Annotated in this window: 11 protein-coding genes; 4 read left to right on the top strand and 7 right to left on the bottom strand. The window is 73.7% G+C overall.

The genetic code is table 11. The features are described 5' to 3' along the window. Nucleotides 1-23 precede the first annotated feature (23 nt). Together DER29_RS27870 and DER29_RS27865 are read right to left on the bottom strand one after the other, a co-directional pair. Nucleotides 24-218: a DUF397 domain-containing protein gene (locus DER29_RS27870; protein WP_121400610.1), complete on the bottom strand. Its 195-nt coding sequence runs from the start codon at nt 216-218 to the stop codon at nt 24-26. Next, complete coding sequence (locus DER29_RS27865) at nt 206-1,015, bottom strand: helix-turn-helix transcriptional regulator (RefSeq protein ID WP_121400609.1); 810 nt, start codon at nt 1,013-1,015, stop codon at nt 206-208. The genes DER29_RS27870 and DER29_RS27865 overlap by 13 nt, the downstream gene beginning before the upstream one ends. 234 nt (nt 1,016-1,249) lie before the next feature. On the opposite strand from DER29_RS27865, the gene DER29_RS27860 reads away from it, so the two are divergent. The 3 genes from DER29_RS27860 (at nt 1,250) to DER29_RS27845 (ending at nt 3,224) form a co-directional block, all read left to right on the top strand. Continuing rightward, the gene (locus DER29_RS27860; protein ID WP_233600182.1) at nt 1,250-1,609 is read left to right on the top strand and encodes a hypothetical protein; all 360 of its coding nucleotides are present in this window, start codon (nt 1,250-1,252) and stop codon (nt 1,607-1,609) included. A gap of 444 nt (nt 1,610-2,053) precedes the next feature. Continuing rightward, nucleotides 2,054-2,650, top strand: coding sequence for a Panacea domain-containing protein (locus tag DER29_RS27850; RefSeq protein ID WP_158619088.1), 597 nt, complete (start codon nt 2,054-2,056; stop codon nt 2,648-2,650). Next, a complete protein-coding gene (locus DER29_RS27845; RefSeq protein ID WP_121400607.1) occupies nt 2,637-3,224 on the top strand; it encodes a Fic family protein in 588 nt (195 codons plus the stop codon). The genes DER29_RS27850 and DER29_RS27845 overlap by 14 nt, the downstream gene beginning before the upstream one ends. Before the next feature lie 356 nt (nt 3,225-3,580). Here DER29_RS27845 and DER29_RS27840 read toward each other — a convergent pair whose 3' ends face one another. From DER29_RS27840 to DER29_RS27830, 3 genes are all read right to left on the bottom strand, one after another. Continuing rightward, on the bottom strand, nt 3,581-4,432 hold the full coding sequence (locus tag DER29_RS27840; RefSeq protein WP_121400606.1) for a hypothetical protein: 852 nt from the start codon (nt 4,430-4,432) through the stop codon (nt 3,581-3,583). 4 nt (nt 4,433-4,436) lie between these two features. Then, nucleotides 4,437-7,019 (bottom strand): FtsK/SpoIIIE domain-containing protein, encoded by a 2,583-nt coding sequence (locus DER29_RS27835; protein ID WP_121400605.1) that lies wholly within the window; start codon nt 7,017-7,019, stop codon nt 4,437-4,439. Nucleotides 7,020-7,261: 242 nt separating this feature from the next. Next, on the bottom strand, nt 7,262-8,062 hold the full coding sequence (locus tag DER29_RS27830; protein ID WP_121400604.1) for an SGNH/GDSL hydrolase family protein: 801 nt from the start codon (nt 8,060-8,062) through the stop codon (nt 7,262-7,264). Between the two features lie 103 nt (nt 8,063-8,165). On the opposite strand from DER29_RS27830, the gene DER29_RS27825 reads away from it, so the two are divergent. Then, nucleotides 8,166-9,509, top strand: a complete 1,344-nt coding sequence (locus tag DER29_RS27825; protein WP_121400603.1) for a M1 family metallopeptidase — start codon at nt 8,166-8,168, stop codon at nt 9,507-9,509. A 70-nt stretch (nt 9,510-9,579) separates the two neighbouring features. Here DER29_RS27825 and DER29_RS27820 read toward each other — a convergent pair whose 3' ends face one another. After that, nucleotides 9,580-11,088 carry a glutamate synthase subunit beta gene (locus tag DER29_RS27820; RefSeq protein WP_121400602.1) on the bottom strand — a complete coding sequence of 503 codons (1,509 nt, stop codon included), beginning with the start codon at nt 11,086-11,088 and terminating at the stop codon, nt 9,580-9,582. Continuing rightward, a complete protein-coding gene (gene gltB / locus DER29_RS27815) occupies nt 11,081-15,775 on the bottom strand; it encodes a glutamate synthase large subunit (protein ID WP_121400601.1) in 4,695 nt (1,564 codons plus the stop codon). The genes DER29_RS27820 and gltB overlap by 8 nt, the downstream gene beginning before the upstream one ends. Nucleotides 15,776-15,777: the final 2 nt, after the last annotated feature.

Here is a 15,777-nt window from a genome sequence, read left to right as displayed (position 1 = left end):
CAGTCCAACGGCGAGCCGGGTTGTCAGGCGCGGTCGCTGATTTCGGCGACGAAGGCCCGCCAGGCGGCCGGGGTGAAGACCAGCGCGGGACCGGCCGGGTCCTTCGAATCCCGTACGCCGACGACGCCGGGCAGATTGTCAGCCACCTCGACGCAGGTTCCACCGTTCGTCGACGAGCGGGACGATTTACGCCACCGCGCACCGGTCAGATTGTCCATGTCTTCGCCGCTTCCTTGAGCACGTCGAGTGATTGCCTCAGCGGGAGGGCTTCGCCTCGGACAGCGTCCCACGCCAGCCCCACGCGAGCAATCGCGTCAGGCTGCCCGGTGGTCTGCACCTCCAACTGATGGTCCACACAGCCCGCACGCGAGCCGTCGGGCAGGTCGGCCAGGATGAACGCTCCGGCCAGCCCTGAGTAGATGCCAGCGGACAGCGGCACGACATGCAACTGGATATGCGGCCGTTCGGCGCAGCTCAGCAGGTGTTCGAGCTGCTCGGCCATCACGTCGGGGCCGCCGCAGGCCCGGTGGACCACCATCTCGTCGAGCACCACGAAGAGCTGGGGGCTCGGCTCGCGGGCGAGCACCTCCTGCCGCTCCATCCGCGCGGCGACCCGCTGGTCCAACTCGGCGACCGGCGTCCGCGCCGCCCGGAAGGTCGCTCGGGCGTACGCCTCGGTCTGGAGGAGTCCCGGCACGAACGCGTGCTCGTACCAGCGCAGGGCGGTCGCCTCGCGTTCGATCTGTATCCACTCGCGCAGCCAAACCGGCGCGGCGTCGCCCTTGACCAGCTCGTTCCAGAGCGTCGCGAAGTATCCGCCGGTGTCCAGCGCCTTGTCGACGGCGGTCAGGTAGGGCGGGGTCGGCGGCTTCGTCCCGGTCTCGATCGCGCTCACCTGGGAGTCCGAGCAGAAGACCAGCTCACCGAGCTGCGCCTGGGTCAACCCGGCGGCCGCCCGGCGGCGCCTCAGCTCACGAAGCAGGTACTCCGACGGCGAGATTCCCACGGCCTCCACGCCCTTCCACGACTCTCCGCACCGTTCCCCGTCAGCCCGGGACCGCTCACTACGTTCCGCGATCGGGCGGTGACTGTTCCGAGCCTAGGGGGCGTTCGTCCAGGGTGGAAGGAGGACGGCGCGCGCCCGGTGGATTCGGTCCCCCCGACCCTGTGGGCGCGCACGTCACGGGGGTCGCTGCTGGCGAGCATCCGCAGCGACCCCCATTCCAACTCACCGACGGAAGGAGCGTCCGTGCCCGTGCCGAGGCCCGCGAATGCCGTGCCGGCGTCGCGCTGGGCGACGCGCCCCGCCGCCGTGACGGCCGGCACCCGCGAGGACGGGACGACCCGGGTCAGCCCCGGCGTGTACCTGCTGACGCGCGAGGCGTCGCCGCAGTTCGCCAAGCCGATCACGGTACGGGTGATCCGCGAGCGGACCGACCTCATCACCTACCACGGCTGGACGTGGGTCGAGGTGTATCAGCTCGACGCGCGCGGCCAGGCGACCGACCGCCGCGAGTTGTACGTGCGGCCCGACGGGATGCGCCCCACGCAGGCGCCCTCGGCCGCGCGCCGCGCTCCGGCCCGGCGGAACGCGAGGACCAGCCGGTGAGCACGTCGCTCCGCGACCACGTACCGTCCCGCCCGACGTGGCGCTGCCGGGCCTGCGGGATCGCCTGGCCCTGTCCCCCGGCGAAGCTGCGTCTCCTCGCGAGGTACCGGGGCGACATGCCGGGGCTTCTGGTGCACCTCGTGGCGCTGCGCGAGGAGGCCGCCGCTGACCAGTTCGCGCAGCATTACCCCGACGCCCAGTCAGCGGACCTGCACAGGCGCTTCACGACTGGGTGCCGGTCCGCCCCCGCTAACCCGCCAGCCGCCGCGCCTGTCGCGGATCACACATTCTCCACGCTCATAGGCCAGAGGAACATGCCAGCATATGGCTGCCTGTCGGTCTGTGCCCACACAGGCAGGTATCGCCTGTCCGGCACCGTCGGGCCCACCCTGTCGGCCTGACTCGTTAGGCTCTCAAGCAGAACTTGGAGAGGGGGTGCCATCGGTGGCAACGGCGCATGACGTCGCAGCGGCGGTGCTGGGCGACCTCGGGGCCATGACGGCGATGAAGTTGGAGAAGCTCGTCTACTACTGCCAGGGATGGCACCTGGCGCGGACGGGCCACCCGCTGTTCCAGGAGCCGATCGAGGCATGGCGTGAAGGCCCAGTGGTCCCGCACCTCTACCGCCATCATCGCGGGCAACGCACCGTCACTGAGTGGCCACTCGGTGACGCGTCCCGCCTGGCAACGGACCAGGTCGACACAGTCCGTTGGGTGTCCGAGGCGTACGGCCGATTCTCCGCCGCTGAGCTGTCCACGATGACTCACAACGAGCTTCCGTGGCGTGTCGCGCGTGGTGGGTTGCCCGAGTCCGCCCCCTCCACCGAGCAGGTCGACGTCGACCTCATGAGGGCGTACTACGCCCGACAGGTGGCGAGCGTCGAGACAGCCGTGGTCCTCGCCTCCGCCAACGCCGCCCTCGAAGGAGCGGAGTTCGACGAGGACTGGCAGGACAGGCTCAGAGATGTCGCCTCCGGCGTCATCAGCGCCGATGATCTGATCGCCCAGGAAATCGCCCGGATCAGCAGTGAGCAGCGCTGACCCCTACTGCTGGGCAGACAGCGACTGTCTCCGAAACAAGCTGGGCATCACCGACCCGGACCAGCTCCGAGAGGTCGAATTCCGGTTGGTATCGGTCCGCGAGATCCAGGCAGCCCGGCTGATCATCCCGGGCAACTACGGCTTGCAGCACCTGCAAACCTTCCACCGGCATCTCTTCGCGGACCTATATCCGTGGGCCGGCCAGAGCAGGACTGTCGACATCAGCAAGCCGGGTGCCCGCTTCTGCCACTGGCGGTTCATCGACGACCAGGTGAGCGCGATCCTCAGCCGTCTCGTGGAGGACGGCTATCTCCTCGGGCTACGTCAGGAGGTGTTTGTCGACGCCTTGGCCCACTATTACGGCGAACTGAACGTCTGCCACCCGTTCCGCGAGGGTAACGGGCGCGCCATCCGCGCGTTCCTGCGACAACTCGCCGCGGCAGCCGGATACCTGCTCGACTGGTCCGAGCTGGACTCGGAGATGAACGTCGAGGCGTGCCGCCTGCACCTCGCCACCGCCGACACCAGCCTGCTGGTCACGGCCCTCCGTCCAGTCGTACGCCGGCTGACCTGACTCACGCGGATATCTGGCCCATCACCAGAAAGAGCGGCAGCGCCCTCCGCCGCTGACTCGATCCTGACGGGCCGCGGGTGGAACACCATGGTTGTCTCTCGCCCACGGTGACAACCATGGTGTTCCACCGGCCACATCTCGCCGCTGCCGTGGTCGGCGGTGCTGACGGTGGCTGCGGGGCTCGTCGGGCGTCCGGGCTGGAAGGTGGTCTCATGCACGGGGCAGCTCGACAGGGCCGACCGGGCAACCAGCGAGGAGCCGACGGAACGCCAGCGGGAAGCGGTGGCGCTTCGCCCAACCGGTCAGGAACGCCAGCGCCCGAACCGGTGCGTGCACGCCGGTGAGTGCGTGGCGCGTCAGCGCAGGACGCGGAACAGCAGCAGGAACGCCACGTAGGCGACCGGCACGGCCGCGAAGCAGATCAGGAAGCCCAGGTGCACGTACCGGGGTGGGGTGCCGGCGACCATGGCCGGTCGCCCCCAGCGGCCGAGCACCAGGTAGCCCGCGAAGAAGGAGAGCGCCGGCAGCCCCGCGCAGATCCACGCGCCGAGGGTGAAGCCGTCGACCAGCCCGACGCCGGAGGCGAGCACCATGATCACCATGAGGATCGCGCCCACGGCCGCGCAGCCCGCGTAGACGGCGACCGCCCGGGCCACCGGCGACCAGTCCGGCAGCAGCGCCGGCCGCTGCGCGAGCAGCTCGGTCTGCTGCCCGTGTCGGTCGGACTCGTCGGCGTAGCGCCGGGCCAGCTCCAGCTCGACGGTCGGGTCGACCTCCGCCGGGCGCGGGGCCGGCACCCCGCCCGCCGCCGGGCTCACCGCCGTCGGCAGCGCCAGCCTTGTCTCCCCCACCCCGACCTGGGAGTACGCCCCGACACCCGGCCGCCCCGGCGCGCCGGCTGCGCCGGCGGGCTCCCCCTCCCCCGGTCCGGCGCCGGCGAACGGGGCGCCACCGCGACCACCGTCGCCGACCGACGCGGCGGGCGGCGCGGGTGCAGGGCCGGTGGGCACGCTGGACGCCGGGATGCCGATGGCCTGGCCGAGCTGGTCGAGGCGCTGCCCCTGGGCGGTGAGCCGGTGCTGGAGGTAGTCCGCAGCGGCGTGCAGGTTGCGGCGCCGGTCGGCGTCGGCGGCGGCACCGCGCTCGCCGGCCCGCCGCTGCTCGGCGAGCTGCCGGGCCAGTGCCGCGTACTCGTCGAAGGTGGACACGCCCTCAGTCCTCCCCGTCCGGGCCGTGCCCGTCGCGGGCGAACGGCACGATGAGTCGGGTGCGCTGGTCGTGCCGGTCGACCAGGAGCGCCCGGTCGGGCCGGGGCGCGTACGCGAGGTCGTGCACGCCGAGGTGCAGCCCCAGCTCGGCGCCGGGCACGTTCAGCGCGACCAGGCAGGCGACGTCGTCGCGGTTGTGCGCGCCGCCGAGGTCGTCGGCGAGGCGGCGCAGCCCGCGCCACCAGCCGAGCAGGTGCGTCCCCTGCCCGGGCCCCTGGCGCAGCACGGCCCGCAGGTCGTCGTGGCCGGAGCGGAACGTGTCCGGGTCGGTGACGGCGAGCACCCCGCTGGCGGCGTCGACGCCGAAGACGACGAGATAGGTGCGGCCGGCCGCCGGGGCGGCGCCGCCCGCCGCGAGGCCACCCCGCTCGGCGGGAGCGGACGGCGCGGCGGCGAGGGTGCCGAGGTGGCGGCGCAGCCCGGTCGCGTCGAGGCGGTCGACCGGGTGGCCGGCGGCGGTCAGGATCGCGGCGGTGTCGTCGGCGGCGGGCTCGGCGGCGGTCACCAGCGCGGCGAGCAGGAAACGGGCGTCGCCCGGGGCGTGCTGCCGGGCGAGGCTCAGGGTGGCCGCGCGCAGCACCTCCGCGCCGGTGACCGAGGTGCCGACCACCGCCAGGTGCCGGCCGGGGGTCGCGTCCATCATGAACAGCGCGGAGGTGCCCTCGACGTCGACCGTACGCCCGACCAGGGCGAGCGGGCGGCGCCCGCCCGGGCGCAGCCCGGCGAACGTCGGGTCGTCCTCGACGTGGGCGGCCTCGTAGCCCTTGAAGACCGACGGGGGACGCGCGCCCGCCGGTCGGGCCTGCCACAGCTCGTGGCGCAGCCCGGCCAGCTCCCCGGCGGCGGCGTGCGCGTCGGGGAAGCGGACGACGGTGTCGGCGCCGACCGCGCCGGCGGCGGTGTTGAGCACGGCCGAGCCGACCGGCAGGGTCTGGGCGGCCTCGTTCAGCGGGTCGAGCACCCCGCCGCCACCGGGCAGCGCCACCCGGAGCGCGAACTGGCCGAAGATCGCCTCGGCCCGGCCGTAGAGCGCCTCGACGCCGGTCATGCTCTGGCTTGCCAGCACCAGGTGCACGCCGTACGAGCGGCCCTTGCGGGCCAACTCCTCCAGCAGGTCGACCGACTCGCGGGCCAGCGCGTCGTTGCCGGCGAGGAGCACATGGAACTCGTCGATCACCGCCACGATGCGGGGCACCGGGGTGTCGCGGGGCAGGTCGGCGAGCTTCGTGACGCCGTGCCGCTTGAGGGTGGTGGCCCGCCGGGACAGCTCGCGGCGCAGCTCGCGCAGCACGGCGACGCCGTACTCCCGGTCGGACTCGATGCCGACCGCCCGCGCGTGCGGCAGCCAGGACGGGTCGCGGACGGTGGGGACGAACTCGGTGAAGCTCACCCCCTCCTTGAAGTCGAGCAGGTAGAGCTGGAGCTCGGCGGGCGAGTAGCGGGCGGCCAGCCCGTAGAGGACGTCGAGCAGGAAGACGGTCTTGCCGGCGCCGGTGCGCCCGCCGACGAGCCAGTGCGGGGTGGCGTCGTCGAAGGCGACGGTGACCCGGTCGCGGCCGGCGCGGCCGACCACGGTGCGCAGCCCGTTGCCCGCCGACTCGACCCAGTGTCGCTCGGGCAGCAGCTCGGCGAAGCCCACGGCGTCGCTGCGTCGGGCGGCGTCGCCGAGGTGCGCGGCGAGGGCAGCCACCGACGCGGCCGGCGGGTCGCCGTCGAGCAGCACGGGGGCGGCCAGGCCGGTGCCGTCGTGGCTGAACGGGGCCCCGGGCGGGTCGCCGACGTGGGCGTACCGCTCGGTCAGCCGGATCGTGGTGGTGGCGCCGAGCTGCGGTGCCGGCTCCGCCAACGCGGCGGTGGGCCGGCCGGCGACCAGCACGCAGACGGCGGCGGCCGGCCCGGCGTGGGTGAGCGCGGCGAGTCGGGCCGCCTCGCGCGGCGGCGGCGCCGACGCCGCGACGACCAGCAGCAGCTCCTGGTCGGGGCGGTCGGCGTGCCGGGCGGTGCGGGCGTGCCGCTCGGCGGCGTCGAGCAGGGCGGCCACCTCGGCCTCGCCGGTGGCCGGCGGGTCGAGCACGCCGGCGTCGATGAGCGGGCGCAGCGGCCCGAAGGTCGCGCCGAGCGCGGCGGTGTCGATGCCGGCGACCCGGACGCCGCCGGTCGGCGCGGTCGCGAGCAGCCGCAGCACGAGCGCCCGCAGCAGGCCGGCCACCCGGGGGTCGCGGGCGTCCGCGTCGACGGCGAGGTGGTGGCCGCCGCCCAGTGGTACGAGGACGGGGAAGGCGCCGTCCGGTGTGGACGCCTCGCCGACGCGGACGGGCACGGGGGCGGCGGTCACGGGGGTGGCCCCGGGGGTCGGGGTGGCGAGCGCGCCGCCGAGCGCCGCGAGCCGGGTGACCAGTTCGGACGCGCAGGCCGGGGCGGCCTGGGGCGGCTGCCCGGCGAGCGCCCGGCGGGCGGTGTCGAGGTGCGCCCGGGCCGCCCGGTGCGCCGCGACCGCCTGCCCGTACGCCGACGCGAGCCTGCCCACCTTCTGCTCCCGTCGCCGTCGCCCCGCCTGGTCCCCAAGGACCCTAACGGACAGCGGCGACACCCGGACAGTGGCGAGCCGGGCGCGTCGGCGGGCGGACGCTCCACGATGGCGCGCGGACGGGCCCCCTCCCTGGTCGGAGACCTGCGGGAGGGAGCCCGCCAGCGTGTGCGGGGTGGATCGAGGCCGCCGACGCGGGCCGGTGCCCGGCGCGGCGGCTCGTCACCCGCCGGGCGGTGCGGTCAGCCGGTGACGGCGTTGAGGGCCGGCAGGTAGCCGTGGCGGTAGCCGTCGGCGTCGGGGTGGTACGCCTCGATGACGCCGCTGACGTCGCGGATCCACGGGTCGGCCGCGCAGACCCCGTGTCCGGCGAAGTAGGGGCGGGTGTCGGCGAACGTGGCGCCGGCCGCGGCGGCCCGGCCGGAGATGACGGTGGCGAGCACGTCGGCGGCCTCGTTGAGGATGGTCCGCTTGTAGGTGCTCATCGCCAGCAGCCCGCAGGAGCCGGTCTCGAACAGCCGGGGGTAGCCGAGCACGATCAGGCGCGCGTTCGGTGCCCGGTTGCGGATGGCCGCGTAGGTGGCGTCCAGCCGGCCCGGCAGCGTCGTGGTGGCGAACGCCTTCGACTCGTTGACGGCGTTGGTGCAGCTCGACGTGCTGCCGAAGCGGCAACTGGTGATCACGTCGGCGAAGCCGGCGTCGTTGCCGCCGATGGTGATGGTGACCAGGGTGGTGCTGGTGCTCAGCGAGCCGACCTGGTCGTTGATGACGTCGGAGGTGACGGCGCCGCCGCAGGCGGGGAACTTGAAGCTGGTGACCGCGTTGGCGGCGGCCCACAGCGGGGCGTACGACTTCTGGCTGCGCAGGCAGGTGGAGAGGTCGTACGGGCCGGCGCCGACGCCGGAGGAGTAGGAGTCGCCGAGGGCCACGTAGTTGACGGCGGCGGCGGCCTGGGCGGTGCCTGGGGCGAGCACCGCGCCGAGGGCGGCGGTGCACAGGGCGACCAGCGCGGCGAGGGCGCGGGCCAGCGGGCGGTGGGGCATGCGAGACCTCCACGGGGCAGGGGACGGTGGGGCCGGTGACCGCGCGCGTGGCCAGGACGGGTGCTTGTTACCAGGCGGTAATGCTATCGAAACATTCGAATCAATGGAATGGGTCGGATCGGACGACGGGACCAACAGGTTCACGATCGTGCTCACCGGCACCACCACGATCCTCGCCCGGGCCACCCGCGACCTGTCCCGGTTCAACCTGGACTTCCTGCTCGACGTCGAGTCGGTACGGGTCAACGGCTGGCAGGCGACGGCCGCCCGGGAGGGCGTGCACGAGCTGGCGGTCACCCCGCGCCGCGCGGTCCCGGCCGGCCAGCAGCTCACCATCGTGGTGCGCTACTCGGGCGTGCCGTCGGAGACGCTGGTCGGCGGCTACACCGGCTGGACCCGCACCGCCGACGGGGCGATGGTGGTGTACGAGCCGGAGTCGGCCTGGTGGTGGTTCCCCAGCAACGACCACCCGCTGGACAAGGCCACCTTCGACGTCTCCGTCTCGGTGCCGACCGGCGTCGAGGTGATCAGCAACGGCGTCCAGCCGCGCCCGCCGCTGGCCGAGGCGGGCAACCGCACCCGATGGAGCTGGCGGACCACCTCACCGACCGCCACCTACCTGTCCTTCCTCGCCATCGGCCAGTACGACATCGTCACCGACACGGCGCCGAACGGGCAGCCGGTGGTCAACGCGTACAGCGCCGGCCTCGGCGAGCTCGGGCCGGCCGCGCGGGCCAGCATCGAGCGCACGGCCGAGGTCGTCGAGTGGTGCAGCGGGCTCTTCGGGCCGTATCCGTTCGAGGCGCAGGGCGGCGTGGCCGGGCCCGTCGACGGCATCGGCTTCGCCCTGGAGACGCAGACCCGTCCGGTGTACGGGCCGGGCTTCTGGCGCCGGGGCGCCAACACCTACGTGGTGGTGCACGAGAACGCCCACCAGTGGTTCGGCAACTCGGTCTCGCTGGCCGACTGGAGCGACATCTGGCTGAACGAGGGCTTCGCCTCGTACGCGGAGTGGCTCTGGTCGGAGGAGCAGGGCGAGGGCACCGCGCAGGAGCTGTTCGACTTCACGTACGCCAGCTACCCGGCCGACGACGAGTTCTGGCAGGTGCCGCCGGGCGCGCCCGGGCCGGGCAGGATCTTCGACGCGGCGGTCTACGACCGGGGCGCGATGACGGTGCACCAACTGCGGCTGGCCATCGGCGACGAGGCGTTCTTCGCGCTCCTGCCGGCCTGGACGGCCGCGCACCGGCACGGCAACGCCACCACCGCCCAGTTCCAGGCCCTGGCCGAACGGATCTCCGGCCTGGACCTGGACGACTTCTTCACCACCTGGCTACTCACCCCCGGTCGCCCGGAGGTGGCCGGCGCGGCCCGCAAGGCCGGCCTGCCGGCCGAGCCGAAGTCCTGGCCCAAGCTCCGCGAGTCGCACCGGCTCCTGACCCGCTGAGCGGCACGGGGTGCCCGGCCGGTCTACCGGCGCGGGCACCCCGTGGCGCCAGCGGTCGCGAGCGGTGTGGTTACCGCGCGGCCAATGGTTGGCGGGCCGGGTCCACCGGGGCGGGCAGGGCGCCCGTCCCACCCAGGTGGGCGTGGATGGCGGCGGCAGCGGCGCGGCCCTCGGCGATCGCCCAGACGATCAGCGAGGCGCCCCGGTGCATGTCGCCGGCGACGAAGACGCCGTCGGTGCCGGTCTGCCAGTCGGGCCGGGCGTCGATCGCGCCGCGCGCGTTGCGGCCGACCCCGAGCTGGTCGAGCAGCGGCTGCTCCTCGGTGCCCTCGAAGCCGATCGCCAGCAGCACCAGGTCGGCCGGCAGCTCCCGTTCCGAGCCGGGCAGCGGGGTGACGATGCGCCGCCCGTTGCGCTTCTCCACCGTCACCTCGGCGATCCGCACCGCCCGCACCTGGCCGGTGCCGTCGTCGACGAACTCCTGCACCGCGACGGCGAAGACCCGCTCGCCGCCCTCCTCGTGCGCCGGGTAGCTGCGCAGCAGCCACGGCCAAGTCGGCCACGGGTCCCGGGCCTCGTCCCGGGCCTGCGGCGGCTGCGGGTAGAGGTCCAACTGGTGTACGCCGGCCGCGCCCTGGCGGTGCGCCACGCCCAGGCAGTCCGCCGCCGTGTCGCCGCCACCGATGATCACGATGTGCTTCCCGGCCGCGTCGATCGGGTTGCCGTCGGGGAGCACCGCCGTGTGGGGCCGGCCGCCCGCCGCCGCGGCGACCACCCGGTTGGCCGCGACGAGGTGGTCCATCGCCTGGTGCACGCCGCGCAGCCCGCGACCCGGGGTCTCCGGGGTGTCCCGGCCCTGGAGCGCGCCGCAGGCGAGCAGCACGGCGTCGTGCTCGGCGCGCAACTGCTCGGCGGTGACGTCGACGCCGACGTTCACCCCGGTGCGGAAGCGCACGCCCTCGGCGGAGAGCTGGGCCACACGCCGGTCGATGTGGACCTTCTCCAGCTTGAAGTCGGGGATGCCGTAGCGCAGGAGACCGCCGATCGCGTCGTCGCGCTCGTACACCGTGACGGCGTGACCGGCGCGCGCGAGCTGCTGCGCGGCGGCGAGACCGGCGGGCCCCGAGCCGACCACGGCGACCGACCGGCCGGTCGGCGTCGACGCCGGGCGCGGCGACAGCCCGCCGCGCGCGACGGCCGCGTCGGCGATCTCCACCTCGACCTGCTTGATGGTGACCGGCTCGCCGCCGCCGATGCCGAGCACGCAGGCCGCCTCGCAGGGCGCCGGGCAGAGCCGGCCGGTGAACTCGGGGAAGTTGTTGGTGGCGTGCAGCGAGTCCACCGCGGCGTCCCAGTTGCCGGTGCGGACGAGGTCGTTCCAGTCCGGGATGCGGTTGCCCAGCGGGCAGCCGTCGTGGCAGAACGGGATGCCGCAGTCCATGCAGCGCGTCGCCTGCTCGCGGATCAGCTCCTCGCCGGCCGGCGGGTACACCTCGCGCCAGTCGCTGATCCGCACCAGCACCGGGCGGCGCGCGGGCAGCCGCCGGTTGTAGCGCAGGAAACCGTTCGGGTCAGGCACGAGCCACCTCCTGGACCGTCACCCGCGGGACGGGCATGGTCGGCACGGACTTCGCGGCGGGCGCGGAGAGCGCGCTCATCACCGCGTCGTCGACGTCGCGGCCGGCGGCTTCGGCGGCCCGCATGATCTCCAGCACCCGGCGGTAGTCCCGGGGCACCACGGCGGTGAACTCCGCCACCGCTTCCGGCCAGCGCTTGAGCAGCCCCTCGGCGACCGCCGAGTCGGTCTCGGCGAAGTGCCGCTGCACCAGCTCGTGCAGCACCGCCTGCTCCTCCTCGGACAGCGTCGCCAGGTCGACCAGCTCCGTGTTGACCCGGCGGCGGTCCAGCTTGTGCACGAAGGCCGTGCCGCCGGACATGCCGGCGGCGAAGTTGCGGCCGGTCGGGCCCAGCACCACCACGGTCCCGCCGGTCATGTACTCGCAGCCGTGGTCACCGACGCCCTCGACGACGGCCACCGCGCCCGAGTTGCGTACGGCGAACCGCTCCCCCACCCGGCCCCGCAGGAACAGCTCGCCCGCGGTGGCCCCGTAGAGGATGGTGTTGCCGGCGATGGTCTGGTCCTCGGCCCGCTGCCCCGGCGCGGCGTCGCCGTCGAGGAAGGGGGCGGCGGCGTCCGGCCGCACGATGAGCCGACCGCCGGAGAGGCCCTTGCCCACGTAGTCGTTGGCGTCGCCGTGCAGCCGGAGGGTGACCCCGCGCGGAAGGAACGCGCCGAACGACTGGCCGGCGGTGCCGCGCAGCGTGAACTCGATCGTGTCGGCGGGCAGGCCGGCCCCGCCGAAGCGGCGGGTCACCTCGCCGCCGAGCATCGCGCCGACGCTGCGGTGCTCGTTGCGCACCGCCACCTCCACCCGCACCGGCGTACGGTCGCGTAGCGCCGGCCCGGCCAGGGCGATCAGCTCGTTGTCCAGCGCCAGCTCCAGGCCGTGGTCCTGGGCCCGTACGCCCCGGCGCGCGGCCCCGGCCGGCAGCTCCGGCAGGTGCAGCACGGGGGTCAGGTCGAGCCCGCCGGCCTTCCAGTGCGCGATCGCCGGGGCGACGTCGAGCAGCTCGGCCTGCCCGATGGCCTCCTCGATCGACCGCAGGCCCAGCTCGGCCAGGTAGCCGCGGACCTCCTCGGCGAGGAACAGGAAGAAGTTCTCCACGAACTCCGGCCGGCCGGTGAAGCGTTCCCGCAGCACGGGGTTCTGGGTGGCGATGCCGACCGGGCAGGTGTCGAGGTGGCAGACGCGCATCATGACGCAGCCCTCGACGATCAGCGGTGCGGTGGCGAAGCCGAACTCCTCGGCCCCGAGCAGCGCCGCGACCAGCACGTCCCGGCCGGTCTTGAGCTGCCCGTCGACCTGCACGGTGACCCGGTCGCGCAGCTTGTTAAGCAGCAGCGTCTGCTGCGCCTCGGCCAGCCCCAGCTCCCACGGGGTGCCGGCGTGCTTGAGCGAGTTCAGCGGCGACGCGCCGGTGCCGCCGTCGTGGCCGGAGATCAGGATGACGTCGGCCTTGAGCTTCGCCACGCCCGCCGCGACGGTGCCGACGCCGACCTCGCTGACGAGCTTGACGTGCACCCGGGCGGACGGGTTGACGCACTTCAGGTCGTGCACGAGCTGCGCGAGGTCCTCGATGGAGTAGATGTCGTGGTGCGGCGGCGGGGAGATCAGGCCGACGCCCGGGGTGGCGTGCCGGGTACGGGCGATCCACGGCCAGACCTTGTTGCCGGGCAGCTGCCCGCCCTCGCCGGGCTTGGCGCCCTGCGCCATCTTGATTTGGAGGTCGTCGGCGTTGACCAGGTATTCGCTGGTCACCCCGAACCGGCCGCTGGCGATCTGCTTCACGGCGGAACGGCGGGTCGGGTCGTGCAGCCGCTCGACGTCCTCGCCGCCCTCGCCGGTGTTGGACTTGCCGCCGAGCCGGTTCATCGCGATCGCCAGGGTCTCGTGCGCCTCCGCCGAGATCGACCCGTACGACATGGCGCCGGTGGCGAACCGCTTGACGATCTCGGTGGCCGGCTCGACCTCGTCGATCGGCACCGGGGGCCGCACGCCGGTACGCAGGGTGAACAGCCCGCGCAGCGAGCCGGCCTTCGCGGCCAGCTCGTCGACCTTGGCCGTGTACTGGCGGAAGACGTCGTACTGGCGGCTGCGGGTGGCGTGCTGGAGCAGGAAGACCGTCTCCGGGTTGAACAGGTGCAGCTCGCCCTCGCGGCGCCACTGGTACTCGCCGCCCACCTCCAGCCGGCCGGTGGCCTCGGCGCCCGGCGGCGGCCAGGCCACCGCGTGCCGGGCGGCGACCTCGGCGTGGATGCCGTCCAGCCCGATCCCGCCGATCTTGCTCGGGGTGCCCCGGAAGTAGCGCTGGACCAGCTTGGCGTCCAGCCCGACGGCCTCGAAGACCTGCGCCCCGCAGTAGGACGACACCGTCGAGATGCCCATCTTGGACATGATCTTCAGGACGCCCTTGCCGAGGCCCTTGACGTAGTTGCGGACCGCCTTCGCCGGATCCGTGCCGACGAGCGCTCCGGTGGAGATCATGTCCTCCACCGACTCGAACGCCAGGTACGGGTTCACCGCCGCCGCGCCGTAGCCGATCAGCACCGCCGCGTGGTGCACCTCGCGGCAGTCGCCGGACTCGACGATCAACGCCACCTGGGTGCGGGTCTGCTCGCGCACGAGGTGCTGGTGCACGGCGGCGGTGAGCAGCAGCGACGGGATGGGGGCGAGGTCGGCGTTGGAGTCGCGGTCCGACAGCACCAGGATGCGCACGCCGTCCTCGATGGCCTCGGAGACGTGCCGGCAGATCTCCGTCAGCCGGGCCTTGATCCCGGCGCCGCCCTCCCGGATCCGGTAGAGCCCGGAGACCCGGACCGCCTTGAACCCGGGCAGGTCGCCGTCCTCGTCGATGGAGAGGATCTTGGCCAGCTCGTCGTTGTCGATCACGGGGTACGGCAGCACGATCTGCCGGCAGCTCGCCGGGCCCGGGTCGAGCAGGTTGCCCTCCGGCCCGATGGTCGACGCCAGGCTGGTCACCAGCTCCTCGCGGATGGCGTCCAGCGGCGGGTTCGTGACCTGCGCGAAGAGCTGGTGGAAGTAGTCGTAGAGCAGCCGCGGCCGGGTGGACAGCGGGGCGATCGGGGTGTCGGTGCCCATCGAGCCGAGCGGCTCGGCGCCCGTGCGCGCCATCGGCGCGAGCAGGATCTTCAGCTCCTCCTCGGTGTAGCCGAAGGTCTGCTGGCGGCGGCGTACCGAGTCGTGGGTGTAGACGGTGTGCTCGCGCGGAGGCAGGTCGGTCAGCTCGATCAGGCCGGCGTGCAGCCAGTCGGCGTACGGCTGCTCGGCCGCCAGCTCCGCCTTGATCTCCTCGTCGTGCACGATGCGGCCGGCGACGGTGTCGACCAGGAACATCTTGCCCGGCTGGAGGCGGCCCTTGGCGACCACCCGGGCCGGGTCGAGGTCGAGCACGCCCGCCTCGCTGCCGAGCACCACGAGCCCGTCGTCCGTACGCCACCAGCGGCCCGGGCGCAGCCCGTTGCGGTCCAGCACGGCGCCGACGACGTCGCCGTCGGTGAAGGCGACCGAGGCCGGCCCGTCCCACGGCTCCATCAGGCTCGCGTGGAAGCGGTAGAAGGCGCGCTTGTCGGCGGCCATGTCGGGGTCGTTCTCCCACGCCTCGGGGATCATCATCAGCACCGCGTGGGGCAGGCTCCGCCCAGCCAGGTGCAGCAGTTCGAGGACCTCGTCGAAGTTCGCCGAGTCGGAGGCGGCGGGGGTGCAGACCGGGAAGACCCGGCGGATGTTGCCCGGCAGGTTCGGGGTACGCAGCAGCGCCTCGCGGGCCTGCATCCAGTTCCGGTTGCCGCGGATGGTGTTGATCTCGCCGTTGTGCGCGATCAGCCGGTACGGGTGCGCCAGCGGCCAGGAGGGGAACGTGTTGGTGGAGAACCGGGAGTGCACCAGCGCGATCGCGCTCTCCACCCGCTCGTCGGCCAGCTCCGGGTAGAACGCCGGGAGCTGGTCGGGGGTGAGCATGCCCTTGAACACCATGGTCCGTGCGGACAGCGACGGGAAGTATGCCGGCACGCCCCGCTCGGCGCTCTCCCGCTCGGCCTGCTTGCGCACGCAGAACGCGACCCGCTCCAGCTCGACACCGCTCAGGGGCGACCCGGCCGGCCCGGCCGCCGAGTCGGTGAGCCGGTGCGCGGCGAGGAAGAGCTGCCGCACCCGGGGCATCGCCGCCAGGGCGGTCTCGCCGAGGCCGCCCGGGTCGACCGGCACGTCCCGCCAGCCGAGCACGTCGGCCCCCTCGACCAGCGCGTACTTCTCCACCACACGGCGGGCGCGGGCCTCGGCGGCGTCGTCGTCGGGTAGGAAGACCAGGCCGGTGGCGTACTCGCCGGCGGGCGGCAGCGGGAACTCCACCACCGCGCGCAGGAACGCGTCCGGGATCTGGATCATGATGCCCGCGCCGTCGCCGGTGTTGGGTTCCGCGCCTCGGGCTCCCCGGTGATCCAGCCGGCAGAGCGCGTCGAGGCCGTTGACCACGACCGCGTGCGAGCGCCGCCCGTGCAGGTCCGCCACGAAGGCCACACCGCAGGCGTCGTGCTCCTGCGCGGGGTCGTAGAGCCCGGCCGCGGGCGCTCCCGGGCCGAGGTGCGGGGCCTGCTTCGGGCTGCTGTGAGGGTACGGAAAGGCCACCG

Source organism: Micromonospora sp. M71_S20 (assembly GCF_003664255.1).
Taxonomy (GTDB): Bacteria; Actinomycetota; Actinomycetes; order Mycobacteriales; family Micromonosporaceae; genus Micromonospora.
The sequence above is the reverse complement of the archived record's forward strand: the minus strand, read 5'-3'. Positions and strand labels throughout refer to the sequence as shown.

Bases quoted from the DNA above. Each gene is read 5' to 3' on its own strand.
- DER29_RS27870 (WP_121400610.1), bottom strand. From the start codon at position 218: ATGGACAATCTGACCGGTGCGCGGTGGCGTAAATCGTCCCGCTCGTCG.
- DER29_RS27830 (WP_121400604.1), bottom strand. From the start codon at position 8,062: ATGCCCCACCGCCCGCTGGCCCGCGCCCTCGCCGCGCTGGTCGCCCTG.
- DER29_RS27825 (WP_121400603.1), top strand. From the start codon at position 8,166: ATGGAATGGGTCGGATCGGACGACGGGACCAACAGGTTCACGATCGTG.